Source organism: Streptomyces sp. NPDC059785, from assembly GCF_042732375.1.
GTDB lineage: Bacteria > Actinomycetota > Actinomycetes > Streptomycetales > Streptomycetaceae > Streptomyces.
On the sequence record NZ_JBHWHV010000108.1, the window covers coordinates 1 to 17,091 of the forward strand.

The following is a 17,091-nucleotide window of genomic DNA, read 5'->3' on the forward strand; positions in this document are numbered from 1 at the left end:
GCCCTCGACAAGGCGGGTCCTGGACAGGACTTCGGACCCTCGATACGACGAAGGCGGGCCACCCGATCCGGGTGGCCCGCCTTCTGTTCCTGTGGAGCTAAGGAGAATTGAACTCCTGACCTCCTGCATGCCATGCAGGCGCTCTACCAACTGAGCTATAGCCCCTTGCTTTGCTCCGCCCGGTTTCCCCGGTGGCGACGCCAACATTACACGGTCACCCGGGTGCTCCACCAAATCGTTTCCGTTCCGCCCGGGTACGGGCGGAAGATCGCTCTCCGTGAGCCGGCGCGACCCCGCCCGATCCGCCGGGCGGGGGTCAGGCCGTGGCGAACGAATAGAAGCGTTTGAGGGTGCAGTGTTCATCCAGGAGCCGGCCGTAGATCGGCTCGCCCTCCAGCTCCCGGTAGGTCTCGATCGGGTCGCCTTTTATGATCAGCGCCCGCGCGCATTCCTCGCACCAGTACTGGTAGTCGTGGTTGAGCGGCTCCATGTCGCGGACGATCGGCGTACCACTGCCGCACCAGTCGCACTTCCGCCTGTGTGCACCCATCGATCAGCTCCAGCTGTGGCCGCAGGCCGTGCACACGTAGGAGATGCCGCCGTTGTCACCGAGGACCTGGGCGACGTGGACCGAACCGCAGGAAGGGCAGTCGAGGAGGGTGGCCCTCTTCCGTATCACTGCCGCTTCGGGGAGATGGCCGGTCTCCCCGAGGATGCTCGCAGGCATCGCTTCTCCCTCCCGTCGGGCCGCGCCCCCTTCCGGCCGTTTGATTCTGCCACGGCCGGACCAATACGGTCAGCGACGCCTCAGTACCAGTCCGGACACGGCACCCAGCGTCGCCGCCACGGCCAGCGCGTACATGCACGCGAGGAGCGCGTCCGCAGAGGTATACGCCCCGGAGGCCCCAAGTGACTCAAGCCGGTTCAGGAAGAGTGTGCCGAAAGCCGCCACACCGATCAGCTGCCCGAGCTGGGTGACCGTCGCGAGCAGTCCGCTGGCGTCCGCCGCGTCCTCCGGCCGCACCGTCGCCAACGCCTTGGTGAGCGTCGGACTGAAGCCCAGCGCAAGACCCGTGCCCACGCCGGTGAACGCCACGTACAGCAAGACGCCGCCGTCGCCGCCGTCCCGCAGCGTCCACCCTACGCCCGCCACCGAGGCCGCCGCGATCACGAACCCGGCCGGTATCAGGGCGCGTTGCCAGGAAGCGGGCCACGAGCGCCAGGTGAGACCGACCAGCCCGAAGACCACCGCGGTCGGCGCGAAGGTCAGGCCCGCACGCAGCGCGCTGTAGCCGAGGCCGCCCTGCACATGCAGGGTGAGCACGAACAGGAAGCCGCCGTTGACCGCCATCACGGCCATGATCCGCAGGACCGCGAGCCCGATGCCCGGGTGCCGCAGGACGCGGGGCGCGATCAGCGGTGCGCCGCCGCGCCGCGCCAACCGGGACTCGTAGCCGCAGAAGAGGGCGAAGAGGAGCACGGACGCGGCGAGCGACAGCCAGGACCACAGCGGCCAGTCCTCCTCCTGACCGAGCACGAGCGGCACCGTGAACAGGGAGACGGCCGCGGCCAGCAGCACCAGGCCCGGCAGGTCGAGGCCGCGCCGGCGTTCCGGCTCCCCCGCGGTGTCGCGCGGCAGCACCCGCGCCCCGACGGCCAGCAGCACGGCTCCCACCGGCACGTTCACCAGGAACACGGGCCGCCAGCCGGCGCCGAACAGATCGGCGCTGACGAGGATGCCGCCGAGCACCTGCCCCGCGGCGGCGCCGGTCGCGAGGACGGCGGCGTACGCGCCGAGCGCCCGTGCCCGCGCCTCACCGGCGAAGTTGCGCTGGATGAGGCTGAGGACCTGCGGGATCATCACCGCGGACCCCGCGCCCTGGACCACCCGGAAGGCGATCAACTCGCCCGTGCCCTGCGCGAGTCCGCAGGCCAGCGAGGCGGCGGTGAACAGGACGAGCCCGGTGAGGTACATGCGCCGGTGGCCCAGCAGATCGCCGAGGCGGGCGCCGGTGATCAGCAGCACGGCGTACGCGATGGAGTAGCCGGCCACGACCAGTTGCAGCCCGGCGCCGGACGCGTGGAGATCGGAACCGATGGTGGGCACCGCGACGTTCACGATGAAGACGTCGAGCAGCGCCATGAACTGGGCGGTGAGCACGACCGCGAGGAGTCTTCGACGGTGACTGTCAGTGGTGGGGTGTTCACTTGTCGCAGAGCTCGGGACCGCACGCGGACCGGGGCCTGCGGAGGTTGTCGTCGTCATGCGCCGAGCCTGGCGGCGGCTGGATACGGGTAACGAGAGCCCGCCGATGCTGGTACTGACAGCACCTGGCAGCGGCGGGCTCCGGCACCGACGATGAACACGGGGGTGCGTAAGGCATGGTCACGACACAGCGACGCAGGCCGGAGCTGGCCGCTTTCCTGCGCAGCAGGCGGGCCCGGGTGACACCGGCCGACGTGGGGATGCCGCCGGGCCTGCGGCGGCGCACACCGGGGCTGCGCCGCGAGGAGGTCGCACAGCTCTCGGGCGTCGGCGTCACCTGGTACACGTGGCTCGAGCAGGGCCGGCCGATCAACGCCTCGCCGCAGGTGCTGGACGCCGTGGCGCGCACGCTCCGCCTGGACCGCCCCGAGCGCGAGCATCTGTACCACCTGGCGGAGGTGCCCTACGAGTCCGGCCCCGAGTCCTTGCAGGGGACCGTCGGCCCGGAGATCCAGAGCATCCTCGACGCCCTGGACCCGCACCCCGCGGTGGTCTACAACGCGCGCTACGACATCCTGGCCACCAACCCGGCCTACCGCGACCTGTTCCAGGTGTCCCGGTCGCCGGGTACCCGCGTTCCGAACGCCCTGTGGTCGCTGTTCGCGGCGCCGGAGGAGAACTGCCCCGTGATGTTCCGGGACCGCGAACTGCCGCTGATGGTGGCGACGCTGCGCTCCGCGTACGGCAGACATGTCGGGGAGCCCGCCTGGGAGGACTTCATACGCGGGCTGTCCGCCGCCAGCGGGTACTTCGCCGAGCTGTGGGCCGGCGGCGAGGTCGTGCAGCACGGGTCGCGGGTGAAGACGTTCCGGCATCCGGTGGGCGAGCTGCGGATGACCACCGTGTCGCTGAGCATCAACGGCATGCCCGAGTGCCGGATCGTGACGTACTCGCCCGCGGACGACATCTCCGTGGAGCGGGTGGCGCTGCTGCGGGAGCAGCGGTCACGAACAGCAGAAATCCCGCCCCCCTGACGGGGACGGGATCCGCAATACTGATCTTTGAAAACTCAAAAGAGCGATTTCTGATCTGTGGAGCTAAGGAGAATTGAACTCCTGACCTCCTGCATGCCATGCAGGCGCTCTACCAACTGAGCTATAGCCCCTTGCGTTCTTCGCGTTCTTCCCGCTTGGCGGGGCGAACAAGAAGAACTGTAGCCGGTGACCTGCCGGAAAGTGAAATCCGGGTCCCGGCCCTCACCGGGCCGGACGTCGCCGCCCTTTCGGGGGCCGCTTCAGACGTCGTCGCCGAGCACCGGTTCGGGCAGCGTGCCCGCGTTGTGCTCGAGCAGCCGCCAGCCGCGCGCGCCCTGGCCGAGGACGGACCAGCAGCAGTTGGACAGCCCACCAAGGCTTTCCCAGTGCCGGGAATCCAGGCCGAGCAGCCGCCCGATGGTCGTGCGGATGGTGCCGCCGTGGCTGACCACCACCAGGGTGCCCTCCTCGGGCAGTTTCTCGGCGTGCCGCAGCACGACGGGGGCGGCCCGGTCGGCGACCTCGGTCTCCAGTTCGCCGCCGCCGCGGCGGACCGGCTCGCCGCGCTTCCAGGCGGCGTACTCGTCCCCGTGGCGGGCGATGATCTCGTCGTGCGTCAGCCCCTGCCAGACGCCCGCGTAGGTCTCGCGCAGCCCCTCGTCCTGCGCCACGTCGAGACCGGTGAGGGCGGCGAGCTCGGCGGCCGTGTCGGCGGCGCGCCTGAGGTCCGAGGCGACGATCGCGTCCGGGCCCAGGGAGGCCAGCAGCCGGGCGGCGCGGCGGGCCTGGCCGCGGCCGGTCTCGGTGAGCTCCACGTCGGTGGTCCCCTGGAAGCGGCGCTCCACGTTCCAGGACGTCTGGCCGTGCCGCCACAGGATGACGCGGCGACCCCGGCCCTTCCGGGTCCCCCCGGCCGGGCCGGCGCTGCTCATCGCAGCTCTCCGAGCTCGGCGGCGTCCTCCTCGGCCTGCAGCTTGGCGTGCTCCTCGGCCTTGCCGCGGGTGGCCTTGGCGTCGGCGGGCAGGTCCAGCTCGGGGCAGTCCTTCCAGAGCCGCTCCAGGGCGTAGAAGACGCGCTCCTCGCTGTGCTGGACGTGCACCACGATGTCGACGTAGTCGAGGAGGACCCAGCGGGCCTCCCGGTCGCCCTCGCGGCGTACGGGCTTGGCGCCGAGCTCCTTGTTCAGCCGCTCCTCGATCTCGTCGACGATCGACTTGACCTGGCGGTCGTTGGGTGCGGAGGCCAGCAGGAAGGCGTCGGTGATCGACAGCACGTCGCTGACGTCGTAGGCGATGATGTCGTGCGCGAGCTTGTCGGCGGCCGCCTGTGCGGCGGTGTTGATGAGCTCGGTCGAGCGGTCAGTGGCGGTCACTACGCAGCTTTCGGTCGGAAACAGGGTCGGCCGGGCCGCAGGGGTCGCCCGCGTGCGGCGCCCGGTCGGCGGTCAGCGGCCCTCATGGGCTGTATCAAGGGTCTCACGGACCGCCGAGGACACCCCACGTGATATTTGGATCATGCCCCGGCCCCTGGTCGGCACGTGTTCGGATCACGTCCCGGCCCCCGGGCGGCGCGACCCGGTCCTGGCCGGACCGGGGCGTGCGGCACTCAGGAGGACGTCTTGTAGTCCTGCCCGAGGACGACCGACACGTCCGCGCCCGAGGTGGTCTTGCCCTTCACGACGGAGTCGTCGGGCAGACCGAGGGTCTTGGCCACCTCCGCCGCGTCGTCCTTGGCGGACGCGTCGGCGTAGGTGACCTTCGACGCGGTCTGGGCGGCGTCGGCGGTGCCCGCGTCGAAGAAGGTGTAGCCGCCGTTGACCAGGACGACGCGCGCCTTCTCGGTGGCGTCCTTGTCGCCGGTGGCGTTGGTGATGCCGACCCGGACGGCGTCGCCCGCCTCGGGGCTCTTCGCGGCACCGCCGAGCAGGTTCTTGACGACGCTGTCGGTGGCCGAGGCGCTGAGGGTGCCGTCGTCCTGGACCGGCAGGGTCGCGGTCTTGTAGTCGCCGCCCTTGGCGTGGTCGGCGAGCCTGGCGAGGAAGGAGCCGAGGTCCTTGTCGGTCAGCGAGGGGTCGAGGATCTGGGCCAGCGTCTGCACGGTGGTCGTGGCGGCCTGCTCGTCGGAGGACAGCTTGCGCAGGACACCCTGCATGACCTGGCCGAACCGCTCGAGCTGGGCGTTCTGCGACTCGCCCGAGGCCCGGTAGGTGGCGTAGGCGACGGCCATCTTGCCGCTGAGCGTCTGCTTCTCGCCCTTCTTCACCAGGGGCGTGGAGTCCTTGTCGGAGGACTTGGCGTCGGGGTCGGGCACATCGGCGTCGGTGTCGATGTCGATGTTGCCGACGAGTTCGACGAGGTTGTTCAGGTAGGGGGTGTCGAGGCGCCAGGTGCCCTCGATGTCGGTGCCCAGGACGGTGTCGATCGCCTCGCGCGTCCCGGAGGAGCCGTCGTCGTCGACCGACTTGGCGAGGGTGGTCGTGGAGCCGTCGTCGTCCGACAGGGCGAGGGAGTTGGGCAGCAGGACGGTGGCGCCCTGCTTGGTGGTGGTGTTGTCGACGAGCAGCGCCGTCGCGGTGCCGCCCTTCTTGGTGTTGTGCAGATGCACGACGATCACATCGCGCTTCTGGGCGGCCGCCGACGTGGTCGTGCCGGACTCGCCGTCGGAGGAGGTGCCGGGCAGCTTGCCCGCGTACCAGAGGTAGCCGACGCCGCCGGCCACCACGAGGGCCAGGACGACGACGAGGGCGACGATCCGGCTGCGGGCCCGGCGCCGGGCCTCCTCGCGGCGTTCGGTGCGGTTCTCGGTGAACTGGAGCCAGTCGATGACGTCTTCGGAGTCGTCGTCCGGTTCCTCGACGAAGGCGAACTGCTCGGTGCGGTAGTCGCGGTCGGCCCGCGGTCCTTCCTCCTCCGCGGGCGCCGGGGGCTGGTCCGCGGGCCGGGACTGCTGCGGGATGTACGCGGTCTGCTCGGCGACCCGCGGCTGCTGCCCGCTGCTCGCGGCCTGCCCGTAGGGGTCGTAAGCGGTGTCCGCGTGATGGGTGTGACTCGCGGCGCCCTGGCCGTACGGGTCGTAGCCCTCGTAGCCGGTATAGCCGTCGTAGGGGGCGACGGGCGGCTGCTGCCCGGTGTCGTACGAGGGCACCGGGGGCTGCTGTCCGGTGTCGTAGGACTGGGCGGGGGGCTGCTGACCCGTGTCGTACGGCGGGACCGGGGGTTGCTGACCGGTCGCCCCGGGCCCTCCGGCCGCTCCGGTCGCGTAGGGGTCGTAGCCGTAGCCCTGCTGCTGCCCGTAGGGGTCGTAATTCTGGTGCTGGCCCTGCTGCTGGCCCTGCTGGCCGGATTGCTGCCGCGGCACCTGCCGGTACACGGGCTGCCCGTACTCGTCGTAGCCGACGATCTCGTACGGATCGCCGCCCCCGTACCCGTCGTATCGGTCGTTCACCGGTGCCCCTCTCGGCTCACTCGCCGCGGTACAGCTCACGCTTGTCGATGTAGCGCACCACACCGTCCGGCACCAGATACCAGACAGGTGCTCCATTGGCGACCCGGACCCGGCAGTCGGTGGACGAGATGGCGAGTGCGGGGACCTCGACGAGCGAGACACCGCCCTCGGGCAGGCCCGGGTCGGCCAGCGTGTGGCCGGGCCGGGTGACCCCGATGAAGTGCGCGAGGGAGAACAGCTCTTCCGTGTAGCGCCAGGTGAGGATCTGGCCGAGCGCGTCGGCGCCCGTGATGAAGAAGAGGTCGGTGTCGGGATTGAGCGCGCGCAGGTCGCGCAGGGTGTCCGTGGTGTAGGTCGGGCCGCCGCGGTCGATGTCGATGCGGCTCACCGAGAACTGCGGGTTCTCGGCGGTGGCGATGACCGTCATCAGATAGCGGTCCTCGGCCGGCGTGACCTTGCGTTCGGTCTTCTGCCACGGCTGCCCGGTCGGTACGAACACCACCTCGTCGAGGTGGAACTGCGAGGCGACCTCACTGGCCGCCACGAGGTGGCCGTGGTGGATCGGATCGAACGTTCCGCCCATGACGCCGAGGCGGCGCTTGCCCGGATTCGACGGGCCGTTGCCCGGGCCGCGCTCCGGCCGGTCCGCCCCGCTGCTGCCGGTGCCGTTCCCGGCGTGCTCCGCCGGACCGGTAGGCATGTCCTGCTCTCCCATGCGTGCAGACCCTACCGGCCCGGCCTGGGAGCTCCGGCCGCGAGCCCCCGGCCGAACCGGGCAGACCGGCACGAAGCCAACTGCGTCACTTGGTGCGTCGCCTGGTGGGGAACGAGGCGGGGGATCGGGTGCGGGATCAGCGGTCGCGGTTGAAGCGGGTGGTGATCCACAGCAGCAGGAGCAGGATGACGAAGGCGCCGCCACCGGTCAGGTAGGGGCTGAGGCTTTCGTGGTTGCCTCCGTGCTCCTCGCCCTCGGCGGCGAGGGTGACCAACTGGGCAGCGGTGTGCTGGAAGCTCATCTTCGGCAGGACCTATCCGGTGAGGGCGGGATAAAGACGTCCGGGCCATCGTATGCGGGGGCCTCGGCCGGGCTCACGCCGACTCCGCCGTTGGGACGGCCGACCTCCGCTCCCGAGGGGTGTCGGCCGTCCGTTCCCAAGGGATCTCGGTCGTCCGTTCCCGAGGGATCTCGGTCGTCCGTTCCCGAGGGATCTCGGTCGTCCGTTCCGAGGGGTCCGAGCCGCCCGTTCCCGAAGGGCATCAGTCGTCGTCGCGCTTGTAGCCCCGCAGCAGGAACCAGGCCAGCAGGACGATGCCGACGACCGACACGATCAGCACGACGCGCAGCAGACTGCCCGCCCCCTGCTGGTCCGCCGCGCTCGCGGCCTCGGTGAGCCAGGCGGCTGCGGGAAGGTGGTGCATGGGATCGCTCCTTACGGTGTGCTGCCCTGCCACGGTAACTCCGCCTAGGCTGTGAATCGCTTCGGGGGCACACAGGGCAATCAGACGCATGGGGGACACATGTCCGACGACAGCCACGGGCCGAACGGGCACGAGCACGTGCCGAGCAGGCAGCGCAGGCGCTTCCCGGGAATCTCCTCCCGGGCCTACGAACACCCGGCGGACCGCTCGGCCCTGGTGGCCCTGCGCCGGCTCAGCGGCTTCGACACGGTCTTCAAGGCGCTGAGCGGGCTGCTGCCCGAGCGGAGCCTGCGCCTGCTGTTCCTGTCCGACTCGGTGCGGGTGTCGGACGCGCAGTTCGCGCACCTCAACGACATGCTGCGGGACGCCTGTTACATCCTGGACCTGGAGAAGGTCCCGCCGATGTACGTGAACCAGGACCCGCAGCCGAACGCGATGTGCATCGGCCTGGACGAGCCGATCATCGTCGTCACCACCGGACTCGTCGAGCTGCTGGACGAGGAGGAGATGCGGGCGGTCATCGGCCACGAGGTGGGCCACGCGCTCTCCGGCCACGCGGTGTACCGGACGATCCTGCTCTTCCTGACCAGCCTGGCGCTCCGGGTCGCCTGGATCCCGCTCGGCAACCTGGCGATCATGGCGATAGTGACCGCGCTGCGGGAGTGGTTCCGCAAGTCGGAGCTGTCGGCCGACCGGGCCGGGCTCCTGGTCGGGCAGGACCTCAGGGCCTCGATGCGGGGCCTGATGAAGATAGCGGGCGGCAACCACCTGCACGAGATGAACGTGGACGCGTTCCTCGCGCAGGCCGAGGAGTACGAGGCGGGTGGCGACCTGCGCGACTCGGTGCTCAAGATCCTCAACGTGCTGCCCCGCTCCCACCCCTTCACCACGGTGCGCGCGGCCGAGCTGAAGAAGTGGGCCGAGTCCCGCGATTACCAGCGGATCATGGACGGCCACTACCCGCGGCGCAGCGAGGACAAGGACACCTCGGTCTCGGACTCGTTCCGGCAGTCGGCGGCCAGCTACGCCAGTGACGTGAAGAACTCCAAGGACCCGCTGATGAAGCTGGTCAGCGATCTCGCGGGCGGGGCCGGTGATCTCGGCGGCCGGGTGCGGCGCGGCTTCGGCGGCTTCGCCTCGGGCGGCGGCTCCGGCAGCGGGTCCGGGGGCGGCTCGGCGAAGGACGCGAGTACTCCTCAGGACCGTCCGCCGCGCGACGACCACGGCAACGGCAACGGCGACGGCGACGGCGCAGGTCCCGACGGGCGCCCCTGACACCGAGCGCCCGGGTAAGCCCGGCCGACGCGGCCGAACGGGTCCCGAACGCGACTGCCGCACGGGCCCCGGTCCACGCGGCCGAACAGGTCGGTTCCGGGCGCAGGGCTACACCTTCGGCTGCGCGCTCTTCGCCAGTGAGCCGCACAGGGCCGTGGCGCTGCCGGTCGCGTACGGGTCGGTGCCGGCCGGGCCGCCCGCCTTGGCGGTCTGTCCCGCGAGCAGCGGGCGCAGATGGTTGGTGGCGTCGTCGGCGCAGGCGAGCGGGCCGGCCTGGACGTAGGAGACGGCCAGCTCGGCCTGGTGCATCCGCAGGTCGTCGCGGTCGAAGCGGAAGTGCAGCTCGCGCCGGACGGTGAACAGGGACACCTCGGCCTTGTCCCCGGAGCCGGCCGGGCGCAGCGCGTAGACGAGGGTGTGGTCGGCGATGACCTCGATCGTGTCCGCGTCGGACTCGGCGGCCTGGAGGGTGCCCTGGACGCGGATCCTGGTGTCGGCGAGTTCGTCGCGGGAGGGGTCGAAGCGGACGAGCCAGCCGGTGGGCGCGTGCCGGCCGTCCGCCGCCGGGCGGTCGAAGCTCTCGTCGAACTGGTCGAGCTGGTCCGGGTCGAGCAGGATCCGCACCGGGCGGACGGCGCCGCCGGTGAGCACCTCGGGGTCGAGCGCGGACCTGACCAGGTAGTCCTTGGCGGTGGTCAGGGCGGCGACGACCTGACTGTCGGAGAAGTGCGAGGTGCGCCGGGAGGCGGGCAGGGTGAAGCCGTCGGCGCCGATGCGGAACTGGGCGGCCGGGCTGTGCGCGTAGAGCTGCTCGGGGTCGGCGGCGCCGGGGACGGCGGCCTGCGGCGCGAGCGGGATCACGGTCATCCGCAGCGGCTCGGCGGGGTGCGCGGTGGGCGTCTGGTACGGGTGGCGGACGCCCATGTAGATCGCCGTTCCGAAGGCGACGGCGATCAGCAGGACCAGGATCAGCGCCTGCCGGGACAGGCCCCGGTGGAGGGCCGGGCGGCGGCGTACGGCGGGGGCGTGGTCGCCCATGCGCTCCTGCGCGGAGAACTCCTGGAGCCGGGCAGCGCGGACGAACGACTCGTCGAAGACGACGGATCGGTATTCGTCCTCTCCTCCACCGGCGGCGCCCTCGGGCGTCCCCTCAGGTGGCTCTCCTGGCCCGCCCATACTTTCAGAGTAGGTCCGAGCGAGCCCGGGTAAACGCGGCCGTACTCGACAAGTTCCGGCAGGTTCTCACCAGGGCGTCACGGTGTGCGAGGGACCGCGGACACCGCAGGCGGAGAGTAGTCCGCGGAGGCGGAGGGGCCGGTCACCGGGACCTTGTCCCGGGCCTTTTCCTCGTCGTTTTCCCCGCCTTTTTCCCGGCCCTTCTCCTGCTGGGATTCCTCGCCCTGTTCCCGGCCCTGTTCCAGGCCCGTCGAGGCCGGTGGGGGCACCTGGTCCTGGCGGCCGGAGGAGGCGCCGCGGTAGACGGCGGCGAAGGCGAGGGCGACCATGCCGACGCCCATCACCAGGGCCAGCATCCAGGCGACCGGACGGTGCCAGCGGCCCGCCCTGCCGTAGCTCCCGGACATCCCGTAGGGGCGGTTCGCGTCCTCGGAGTCGTCCTCGTCGTCGAAGTCGGGATCATGACCAAAATCGCCGGTCTCGTCGCGGTCGAAGCCGTCCTCGTAGCGCTCGTCCTCGCCACGGGCTCCGCGGGCGTGTGCCCGGCGCGCTTCCTCGCCGGCCTCGGCGCGCGCCTGGGCGGCCGCGAGCAGGCGTTCCACGGCGGTCGGCTCGTGGACCACGGCCGCGCGCACGAAGTCCTCGTCGAAGACCACGGAGGCGAACTCTTCGTCCATACCCCCGCGGTCGCGGTCGTCGTCGGGCTCCCCGCCGTCCTGAAACGGCGTGCCCCCCACGTCCTCCGGCACGGATCCAGAGTAGACCTGGGGGGTCATTTTGGGCAGACGGTGTGGAAATTCATCCGCCCCCTGAGACGGCCGCGCGGCAGTCGCCCCCACCGCCCCGCCGGCCGCCCGGCAGTCGCCCTCGCCGTCCCGCCCTCCCGCCGACCGCCGGACTCAGCGCCGGATGTGCCCGTCGCCGGTCACGATGTACTTGGTGCTCGTCAGCTCCGGCAGCCCCATGGGTCCCCGGGCGTGCAGCTTCTGCGTGGAGATGCCGATCTCGGCGCCGAAGCCGAACTGCCCGCCGTCGGTGAAGCGCGTCGAGGCGTTCACGGCGACGGTGGTGGAGTCGACGAGCCGGGTGAAGCGGCGCGCGGCCTGCTGCGAGGTGGTGACGATCGCCTCGGTGTGCCCGGACGTCCACAGCCGGATGTGCTCCACGGCCCGGTCGAGCGAGTCGACGACCGCGGCGGCGATGTCGTACGAGAGGTACTCGGTCTCCCAGTCCTCGGGGGTGGCCTCGACGACGGTGGCCCGGGAGTCCTTGGCGTAGGCGAGGACGCGGTCGTCGGCGTGCACGGTGACGCCGGCGTCGGCGAGGGCGTCAAGGGCGCGCGGCAGGAACTCGGCGGCGATGTCCTGGTGGACCAGAAGCGTCTCGGCGGCGTTGCAGACGCTGGGCCGCTGGGCCTTGGAGTTGATCAGGATCTCGACCGCCGTGTCGAGGTCGGCGTGGGCGTCGACGTACACGTGGCAGTTGCCGGTGCCGGTCTCGATGACCGGGACGGTGGACTCCTGGACGACCGTGCGGATCAGGGAGGCGCCGCCGCGCGGGATCAGCACGTCGACCAGGCCGCGGGCGCGCATCAGCTCGCGCACCGCGTCGCGGCCCTCGCCGGGCACGAGCTGCACGGCGTCGGCGGGCAGCCCGGCGCCGCCGACGGCGTCGCGCAGCACCCGTACGAGGGCGGTGTTGGACTCGTAGGCGGAGGACGAGCCGCGCAGCAGGACGGCGTTGCCGGACTTCAGGCAGAGGGCGGCGGCGTCGACGGTGACGTTCGGGCGGGCCTCGTAGATGATGCCGACGACGCCGAGCGGGACGCGGACCTGGCGCAGGTCGATGCCGTTGGGCAGGGTCGAGCCGCGGACGACCTCGCCGACCGGGTCGGGCAGCGCGGCGACGTCGCGCACGTCGGAGGCGATCGCGCGGACGCGCTCGGGCGTGAGCGTGAGCCGGTCGACGACGGTCTCGCTGGTGCCGGCCTCCCGGGCGCGGGCGACGTCCTTGGCGTTGGCCTCGACGACGTCACCCGTACGGACCTCCAGCGCGTCCGCGATGGCCAGCAGCGCGTCGTCCTTCTCGGCCCGCGGCAGCGGCGCGAGGTCGGCGGCGGCGGCCTTCGCGCGGTAGGCGGCCCGGGTGACCGGGGACATCGAGTCGTACGGCGAGAGCGTGGTCATGTCGGCAGCGTAATGCTCCCGACGGGGTCGTTCAGCCCCCGTCCGCCGTTGTCCCATACCCCGAGACACCCGCCGAAGCGGCTCAAAAAGGATGGACGCCCACGGGGGCGGCGGGCAGCGGGCCGTACCCCTCGGCGATGCGCTGGTGGTAGGTCTCCCGGTCGATGACCTCGAGGCCGACGATCTCCCACGGCGGGAGCTGGGCGGTCCTGCGGTGCTCGCCCCACAGCCGCAGCGCGACCGCCGCCGCGTCGTGCAGGTCGCGGGCCTCCTCCCAGTAGCGGATCTCCGCGTGGTCGTTGGCGTACCGGCTGGTCAGCAGAAAGGGGTGGTCGTGGGCGAGCTGTTCGAGGCCGCGCCTGACGTCCTTCAGCGGCGCCTCACGGCCGGAGACGCTGAGGGTGACGTGCCAGAGCCGGGGGACGTCCACGGGCCGCTCGCCCTGGTAGGTGTCCCCGGCGGCGACGCTGGTGAGGGCCCGCTCCCCGCCGATCGCGCGGGAGGTGCCGCCACCAAGGGGCGCTGCCGCCCCGGGGCGCACTCGTCTCACGACTGCCTCCTTCACGCGGTGCTCGTGCGGTATCTCCCTGCGAACTTCTCTGCAACAAAGTTGAGCAGGTGGGACGCGACCGCGTGGCGGTTTTACGGAACGTCCACCACCGCGCCCCGGGGAATCGGCCGTGCGGGGCCGCTCCGGTCGATTGTTGTACGAATCGTTCTCTTACGGGTTCAGCAGGACCAGGTCGTCCCGGTGCACGACCTCGCGCTCGTACTCGGGGCCCAGCTCGCGCGCCAGCTCCCTGGTCGAGCGGCCGATGAGCCGGGGGATCTCCCTGGCGTCGAAGTTCACCAGGCCGCGGGCGACGGCGCGGCCTCCGGTGTCGCGCAGTTCCACGGGGTCGCCGGCGGTGAACTCGCCCTCGACCGCGGCGATGCCCGCGGGCAGCAGCGACGTGCGCCGCTCGACGACCGCGCGGACGGCGCCGTCGTCCAGGACGAGGGCGCCCTGCGGGGTGGAGGCGTGCTGGAGCCAGAGCAGGCGGTCGGCGGAGCGGCGGCCCGTGGGGTGGAAGTAGGTGCCCGTGTCGCGGCCCGCGAGGGCGTCGGCGGCGTGCACGGCGGAGGTGAGGACCACCGGGATGCCCGCCGCCGCGGCGATGCGCGCGGCCTCGACCTTGGTGACCATGCCGCCGGTGCCGACGCCCGCCTTGCCCGCGCTGCCGATCTCGACGTGCGCGAGGTCCTGCGGGCCGCGCACCTCCGCGATCCGTGCGGTGCCGGGCTTGCCGGGGTCGCCGTCGTACACGCCGTCCACGTCGGAGAGCAGGACCAGCAGGTCGGCCCGGACGAGGTGGGCGACGAGCGCGGCGAGCCGGTCGTTGTCGCCGAAGCGGATCTCGTCGGTGGCGACGGTGTCGTTCTCGTTGACCACCGGCAGGGCGCCCATCGCCAGGAGCTTGTCGAGGGTGCGGGAGGCGTTGCGGTGGTGGGCGCGGCGGCTGGTGTCGTCGGAGGTGAGCAGCACCTGCCCGACGCGGATGCCGTGGCGGGCGCAGGAGGCGGTGTAGCGGGCGACCAGGAGGCCCTGGCCGACGCTGGCGGCGGCCTGCTGGCGGGCGAGGTCCCTGGGCCGGCGGCGCAGCCCCAGCGGGGCCAGTCCGGCGGCGATCGCGCCGGACGAGACCAGCACGATCTCCTTCTCACCGCCGCCGCGGCTCTTGGCCAGGGCGTCGACGAGGGCGTCGACACGGTCCGCGTCGAGGCCGCCCGCGGCGGTGGTCAGCGACGAGGAGCCCACCTTGACGACGATCCTGTGGGCCTCAGCCACGCCTTGTCTGGCCGCTTGCCTAGCCGCTGACACGCACTTCCCCTATGTCTTCCAGGTCCGGGAGCCCCGCAGGTCCGGACGGTCCGGTGTCTGCAATCTACGGGAGGGCGGCCCGCGGACGCCGCCGCGTTTCGAGGGGCGGACGACGAGCGGATGACGCACCCGAGGGCGAGATGTCCGTTTTCCGGTGATAGTTCTCACGGAAGATTGCTAGCCGGGTGCCAGAGGTCATACGGTCAGTGGTCGGCCTCTATCGTGTGGGCCGGACCTCCGTCGCGGGGGTCGCGCCCCCATCCCTGAGGGCCGACAGCATCCCCCACGCTCCCCCCATCCGCCGCATCCCTTCGCAGGAGCCCAGCCAGTGCCCTCCGCAGGCCTCGCCCCACGCCGCATCGTGCAGCTCTCCGCGCTGCTGCTGATGTTCGCGCTTTTCACGGCCCAGATCGTCGCCGCTCTGCTGCCGTCCGTCCCGGTGTTCGTCGCCGCGAGCGCGGCTGGCCTCGCCCTGGACGTCTACTTGCAGTACCGCGATCCCGGACTGCTGGCCCTGCTCGGCAAGGTCCGCTTCGACGTCACCGTCCGCCAGCTCCTGCGCGACATGCTGGTCATGCTGGGGTTCCTGCGGATCGAGGGCATCAGCCCGGACCGTGAGCAGGCGCCGCTGCTGGTCGCGCTCTGCCTGTTCTACGCCCTGCACTTCGTGTGCCAGGCCGTCGCGGTCCTGGTCCGCCGCGTCCGTACGCTGCCGATCGTCACCCGGAACATCGACGCCTCCGCCCTGCGGCTGAGCACGGCGCCGCCGCGCATCCTGGCCCGCCGCCAGGGCCACCGCCTGCTGACCTTCTCCGTCCCCACCACGGCCGGCCTGATGGTCACCGCCTGCACCAAGAACGCGCTGTGGGGCGGCATCGGCGTGGGCATCGCCCTGCTGCTGATCATCGGCGGCACCGCCTACCTGGGCACCTGGCTGCTGCCGAAGAAGCGCGCCAAGAACGAGCAGCAGGTCATGGAGTGGCTGGACAAGTGGCTCGCGGAGTACGAGCCGACGGTCGCCATGTACTTCTCCGGCGGCACCACCTCCGCGTACCAGGCGAACATGTGGCTCTCCACGCTCTCCAGCCTCGACGCCAAGCCGCTGATCGTGCTGCGTGAGCGCTTCATGGTGCAGAAGATCGATGCGACCGACGTCCCGGTCATCTGCTTCCCCAAGGTCGCCACGATGTTCTCGCTGGAGAACTCGACGCTGAAGATGATGCTGCACCCGGCCAACGCCGCGAAGACCTCGCAGGTGCTGCGCATCCCCACCATCAAGCACGCCTTCACCAACCACGGCGAGAGCGACAAGCTGTCCTCCTGCAACCCGTACGCGAAGGCGTACGACGAGGTGTGGGTGGCCGGGCCCGCGGCCCGCGAGCGGTACCTGATGGCCGACGTCGGCGTGGAGAACAAGGACATCGTGGAGGTCGGCCGCCCGCAGCTCGCACCGATCCGCCCCTACTCCGGCGCGCCGACGGGCACGTACACGACCGTGCTGTACGCCCCCACGTGGGAGGGCTGGGACGGCAACCCGGGCAACACCTCGGTGGTCCTGGCCGGTGAGAACGTCGTCAGGAAGCTGCTGGCGGACGACAGCGTCCGCCTCCTGTACAAGCCGCACCCGATGACCGGCTCCGTCGACCCGCGCGCGGGCGCCGCCAACGAGCGCATCAAGGCGCTGATCCGCGAGGCCAACACCAAGCGCTCCGGCGCCCGCCCCGGTCCCGAGGCGGCGGCCGAGCTGGCCCGCCGCACGGCCGAGCTGGACAGGCTGACCTCGACCGCCTTCCGGGAGAGCGCCGACGAAATGGAGCGGATGCTGCTCCAGGGTGCGCCGCAGGGCGACCGCGAGGCGGAGATCGCCCGCGCCACCGCGGCCTGGGAGTCGGCGTACTGGGCGTCCCTGCCGGAGTGGGAGCACCAGATCGTCACGGACGCGCGTCCGGCGATCTTCGCCTGCTTCAACCAGGCGGACCTGCTGATCAGCGACGTCTCCTCGGTCGTCTCCGACTGGCTGTCCAGCGAGAAGCCGTACGCGGTCGCGAACACCTCGGGGCTGTCCGAGACGGCGTTCCGCACCGGCTTCCCGACGGTGTCCGCGGGCGTCGTCCTCACCCCCGCCGCGGACGGTGTGCCGGCCCTGCTGGAGTCGGTCCGCCACCCGGAGCAGGACCGCTTCACGGCGGCCCGCGCCGAGCTGAAGGAGCACCTGCTCGGCCCCTCGGACCCGCCGTCCCTGGCCCGCTTCAACGCGGCCGTCGACGACCTGTGCGCGAAGGCGGACGAGCGGCGGGTGCGGATGGAGTCGCGGCTCGCCGCGGAGATCCCGGCGCCGCGCGGCGCCGCCGAGGAGACGGCGCAGGAGTCGGCGCAGGGCCTCGGCACGGAGGACAGCGACGCGGACGACTCGGTCACGGCGTAACGCCCGCCGCCACGCCGCGGAGTACGTATGCCGAGGGGCCCGGATCCTGGAGTGGATCCGGGCCC

Annotated in this window: 17 protein-coding genes and 2 tRNA genes; 3 read left to right on the plus strand and 16 right to left on the minus strand. The window is 71.6% G+C overall.

Annotated elements, in window-relative coordinates; translation table 11 throughout:
• Positions 1-92: 92 nt before the first annotated feature.
• The 4 genes from ACFV6E_RS41735 to ACFV6E_RS41750 form a co-directional block, all read right to left on the minus strand.
• Positions 93-165: transfer RNA gene (locus ACFV6E_RS41735), tRNA-Ala, on the minus strand.
• Between the two features lie 151 nt (positions 166-316).
• Positions 317-550 (minus strand): hypothetical protein, encoded by a 234-nt coding sequence (locus tag ACFV6E_RS41740; RefSeq protein ID WP_121403099.1) that lies wholly within the window; start codon positions 548-550, stop codon positions 317-319.
• 3 nt (positions 551-553) lie between these two features.
• Positions 554-727 carry a hypothetical protein gene (locus ACFV6E_RS41745; protein ID WP_385177742.1) on the minus strand — a complete coding sequence of 58 codons (174 nt, stop codon included), beginning with the start codon at positions 725-727 and terminating at the stop codon, positions 554-556.
• A 69-nt stretch (positions 728-796) separates the two neighbouring features.
• Positions 797-2,161, minus strand: a complete 1,365-nt coding sequence (locus tag ACFV6E_RS41750; RefSeq protein WP_385468905.1) for an MFS transporter — start codon at positions 2,159-2,161, stop codon at positions 797-799.
• A gap of 221 nt (positions 2,162-2,382) precedes the next feature.
• Between ACFV6E_RS41750 and ACFV6E_RS41755 the strand changes: the two genes are divergently transcribed.
• Positions 2,383-3,240 carry a helix-turn-helix transcriptional regulator gene (locus tag ACFV6E_RS41755; RefSeq protein WP_385468908.1) on the plus strand — a complete coding sequence of 286 codons (858 nt, stop codon included), beginning with the start codon at positions 2,383-2,385 and terminating at the stop codon, positions 3,238-3,240.
• A 58-nt stretch (positions 3,241-3,298) separates the two neighbouring features.
• Here ACFV6E_RS41755 and ACFV6E_RS41760 read toward each other — a convergent pair.
• From ACFV6E_RS41760 to ACFV6E_RS41790, 7 genes are all read right to left on the minus strand, one after another.
• Positions 3,299-3,371: transfer RNA gene (locus ACFV6E_RS41760), tRNA-Ala, on the minus strand.
• A 129-nt stretch (positions 3,372-3,500) separates the two neighbouring features.
• Positions 3,501-4,172 carry a histidine phosphatase family protein gene (locus tag ACFV6E_RS41765; RefSeq protein ID WP_385468911.1) on the minus strand — a complete coding sequence of 224 codons (672 nt, stop codon included), beginning with the start codon at positions 4,170-4,172 and terminating at the stop codon, positions 3,501-3,503.
• Positions 4,169-4,612 carry a ribosome silencing factor gene (gene rsfS / locus ACFV6E_RS41770; RefSeq protein ID WP_385177749.1) on the minus strand — a complete coding sequence of 148 codons (444 nt, stop codon included), beginning with the start codon at positions 4,610-4,612 and terminating at the stop codon, positions 4,169-4,171. Before rsfS ends, ACFV6E_RS41765 begins: the two co-directional genes overlap by 4 nt.
• 233 nt (positions 4,613-4,845) lie before the next feature.
• Positions 4,846-6,684: a LytR C-terminal domain-containing protein gene (locus tag ACFV6E_RS41775; protein WP_385468914.1), complete on the minus strand. Its 1,839-nt coding sequence runs from the start codon at positions 6,682-6,684 to the stop codon at positions 4,846-4,848.
• A gap of 16 nt (positions 6,685-6,700) precedes the next feature.
• Positions 6,701-7,399 carry a nicotinate-nucleotide adenylyltransferase gene (nadD, locus tag ACFV6E_RS41780; protein ID WP_385160869.1) on the minus strand — a complete coding sequence of 233 codons (699 nt, stop codon included), beginning with the start codon at positions 7,397-7,399 and terminating at the stop codon, positions 6,701-6,703.
• A 136-nt stretch (positions 7,400-7,535) separates the two neighbouring features.
• The gene (locus ACFV6E_RS41785; RefSeq protein WP_385160870.1) at positions 7,536-7,700 is read right to left on the minus strand and encodes a hypothetical protein; all 165 of its coding nucleotides are present in this window, start codon (positions 7,698-7,700) and stop codon (positions 7,536-7,538) included.
• A gap of 241 nt (positions 7,701-7,941) precedes the next feature.
• Complete coding sequence (locus tag ACFV6E_RS41790; RefSeq protein ID WP_385160872.1) at positions 7,942-8,103, minus strand: hypothetical protein; 162 nt, start codon at positions 8,101-8,103, stop codon at positions 7,942-7,944.
• A gap of 99 nt (positions 8,104-8,202) precedes the next feature.
• Here ACFV6E_RS41790 and ACFV6E_RS41795 point away from each other — a divergent pair, with 99 nt between their 5' ends.
• Entirely contained in the window at positions 8,203-9,378 is a 1,176-nt protein-coding gene (locus ACFV6E_RS41795) for a M48 family metallopeptidase (protein WP_385468917.1), read from the plus strand.
• 108 nt (positions 9,379-9,486) lie between these two features.
• On the opposite strand, the gene ACFV6E_RS41800 is transcribed toward ACFV6E_RS41795, so the two are convergent.
• The 5 genes from ACFV6E_RS41800 to proB all read right to left on the minus strand — a co-directional run bounded on the left by ACFV6E_RS41800 (position 9,487) and on the right by proB (position 14,568).
• On the minus strand, positions 9,487-10,554 hold the full coding sequence (locus ACFV6E_RS41800; protein ID WP_385160876.1) for a hypothetical protein: 1,068 nt from the start codon (positions 10,552-10,554) through the stop codon (positions 9,487-9,489).
• Between the two features lie 77 nt (positions 10,555-10,631).
• Positions 10,632-11,330 (minus strand): hypothetical protein, encoded by a 699-nt coding sequence (locus ACFV6E_RS41805; RefSeq protein ID WP_385160878.1) that lies wholly within the window; start codon positions 11,328-11,330, stop codon positions 10,632-10,634.
• A gap of 123 nt (positions 11,331-11,453) precedes the next feature.
• The gene (locus ACFV6E_RS41810) at positions 11,454-12,740 is read right to left on the minus strand and encodes a glutamate-5-semialdehyde dehydrogenase (RefSeq protein ID WP_385160880.1); all 1,287 of its coding nucleotides are present in this window, start codon (positions 12,738-12,740) and stop codon (positions 11,454-11,456) included.
• 82 nt (positions 12,741-12,822) lie between these two features.
• A complete protein-coding gene (locus tag ACFV6E_RS41815; RefSeq protein WP_385160994.1) occupies positions 12,823-13,281 on the minus strand; it encodes a hypothetical protein in 459 nt (152 codons plus the stop codon).
• Positions 13,282-13,461: 180 nt separating this feature from the next.
• Positions 13,462-14,568 (minus strand): glutamate 5-kinase, encoded by a 1,107-nt coding sequence (gene proB, locus ACFV6E_RS41820; RefSeq protein ID WP_385160882.1) that lies wholly within the window; start codon positions 14,566-14,568, stop codon positions 13,462-13,464.
• Between the two features lie 361 nt (positions 14,569-14,929).
• Here proB and ACFV6E_RS41825 point away from each other — a divergent pair, with 361 nt between their 5' ends.
• A complete protein-coding gene (locus tag ACFV6E_RS41825) occupies positions 14,930-17,026 on the plus strand; it encodes a hypothetical protein (protein ID WP_385160884.1) in 2,097 nt (698 codons plus the stop codon).
• Positions 17,027-17,091 lie beyond the last annotated feature (65 nt).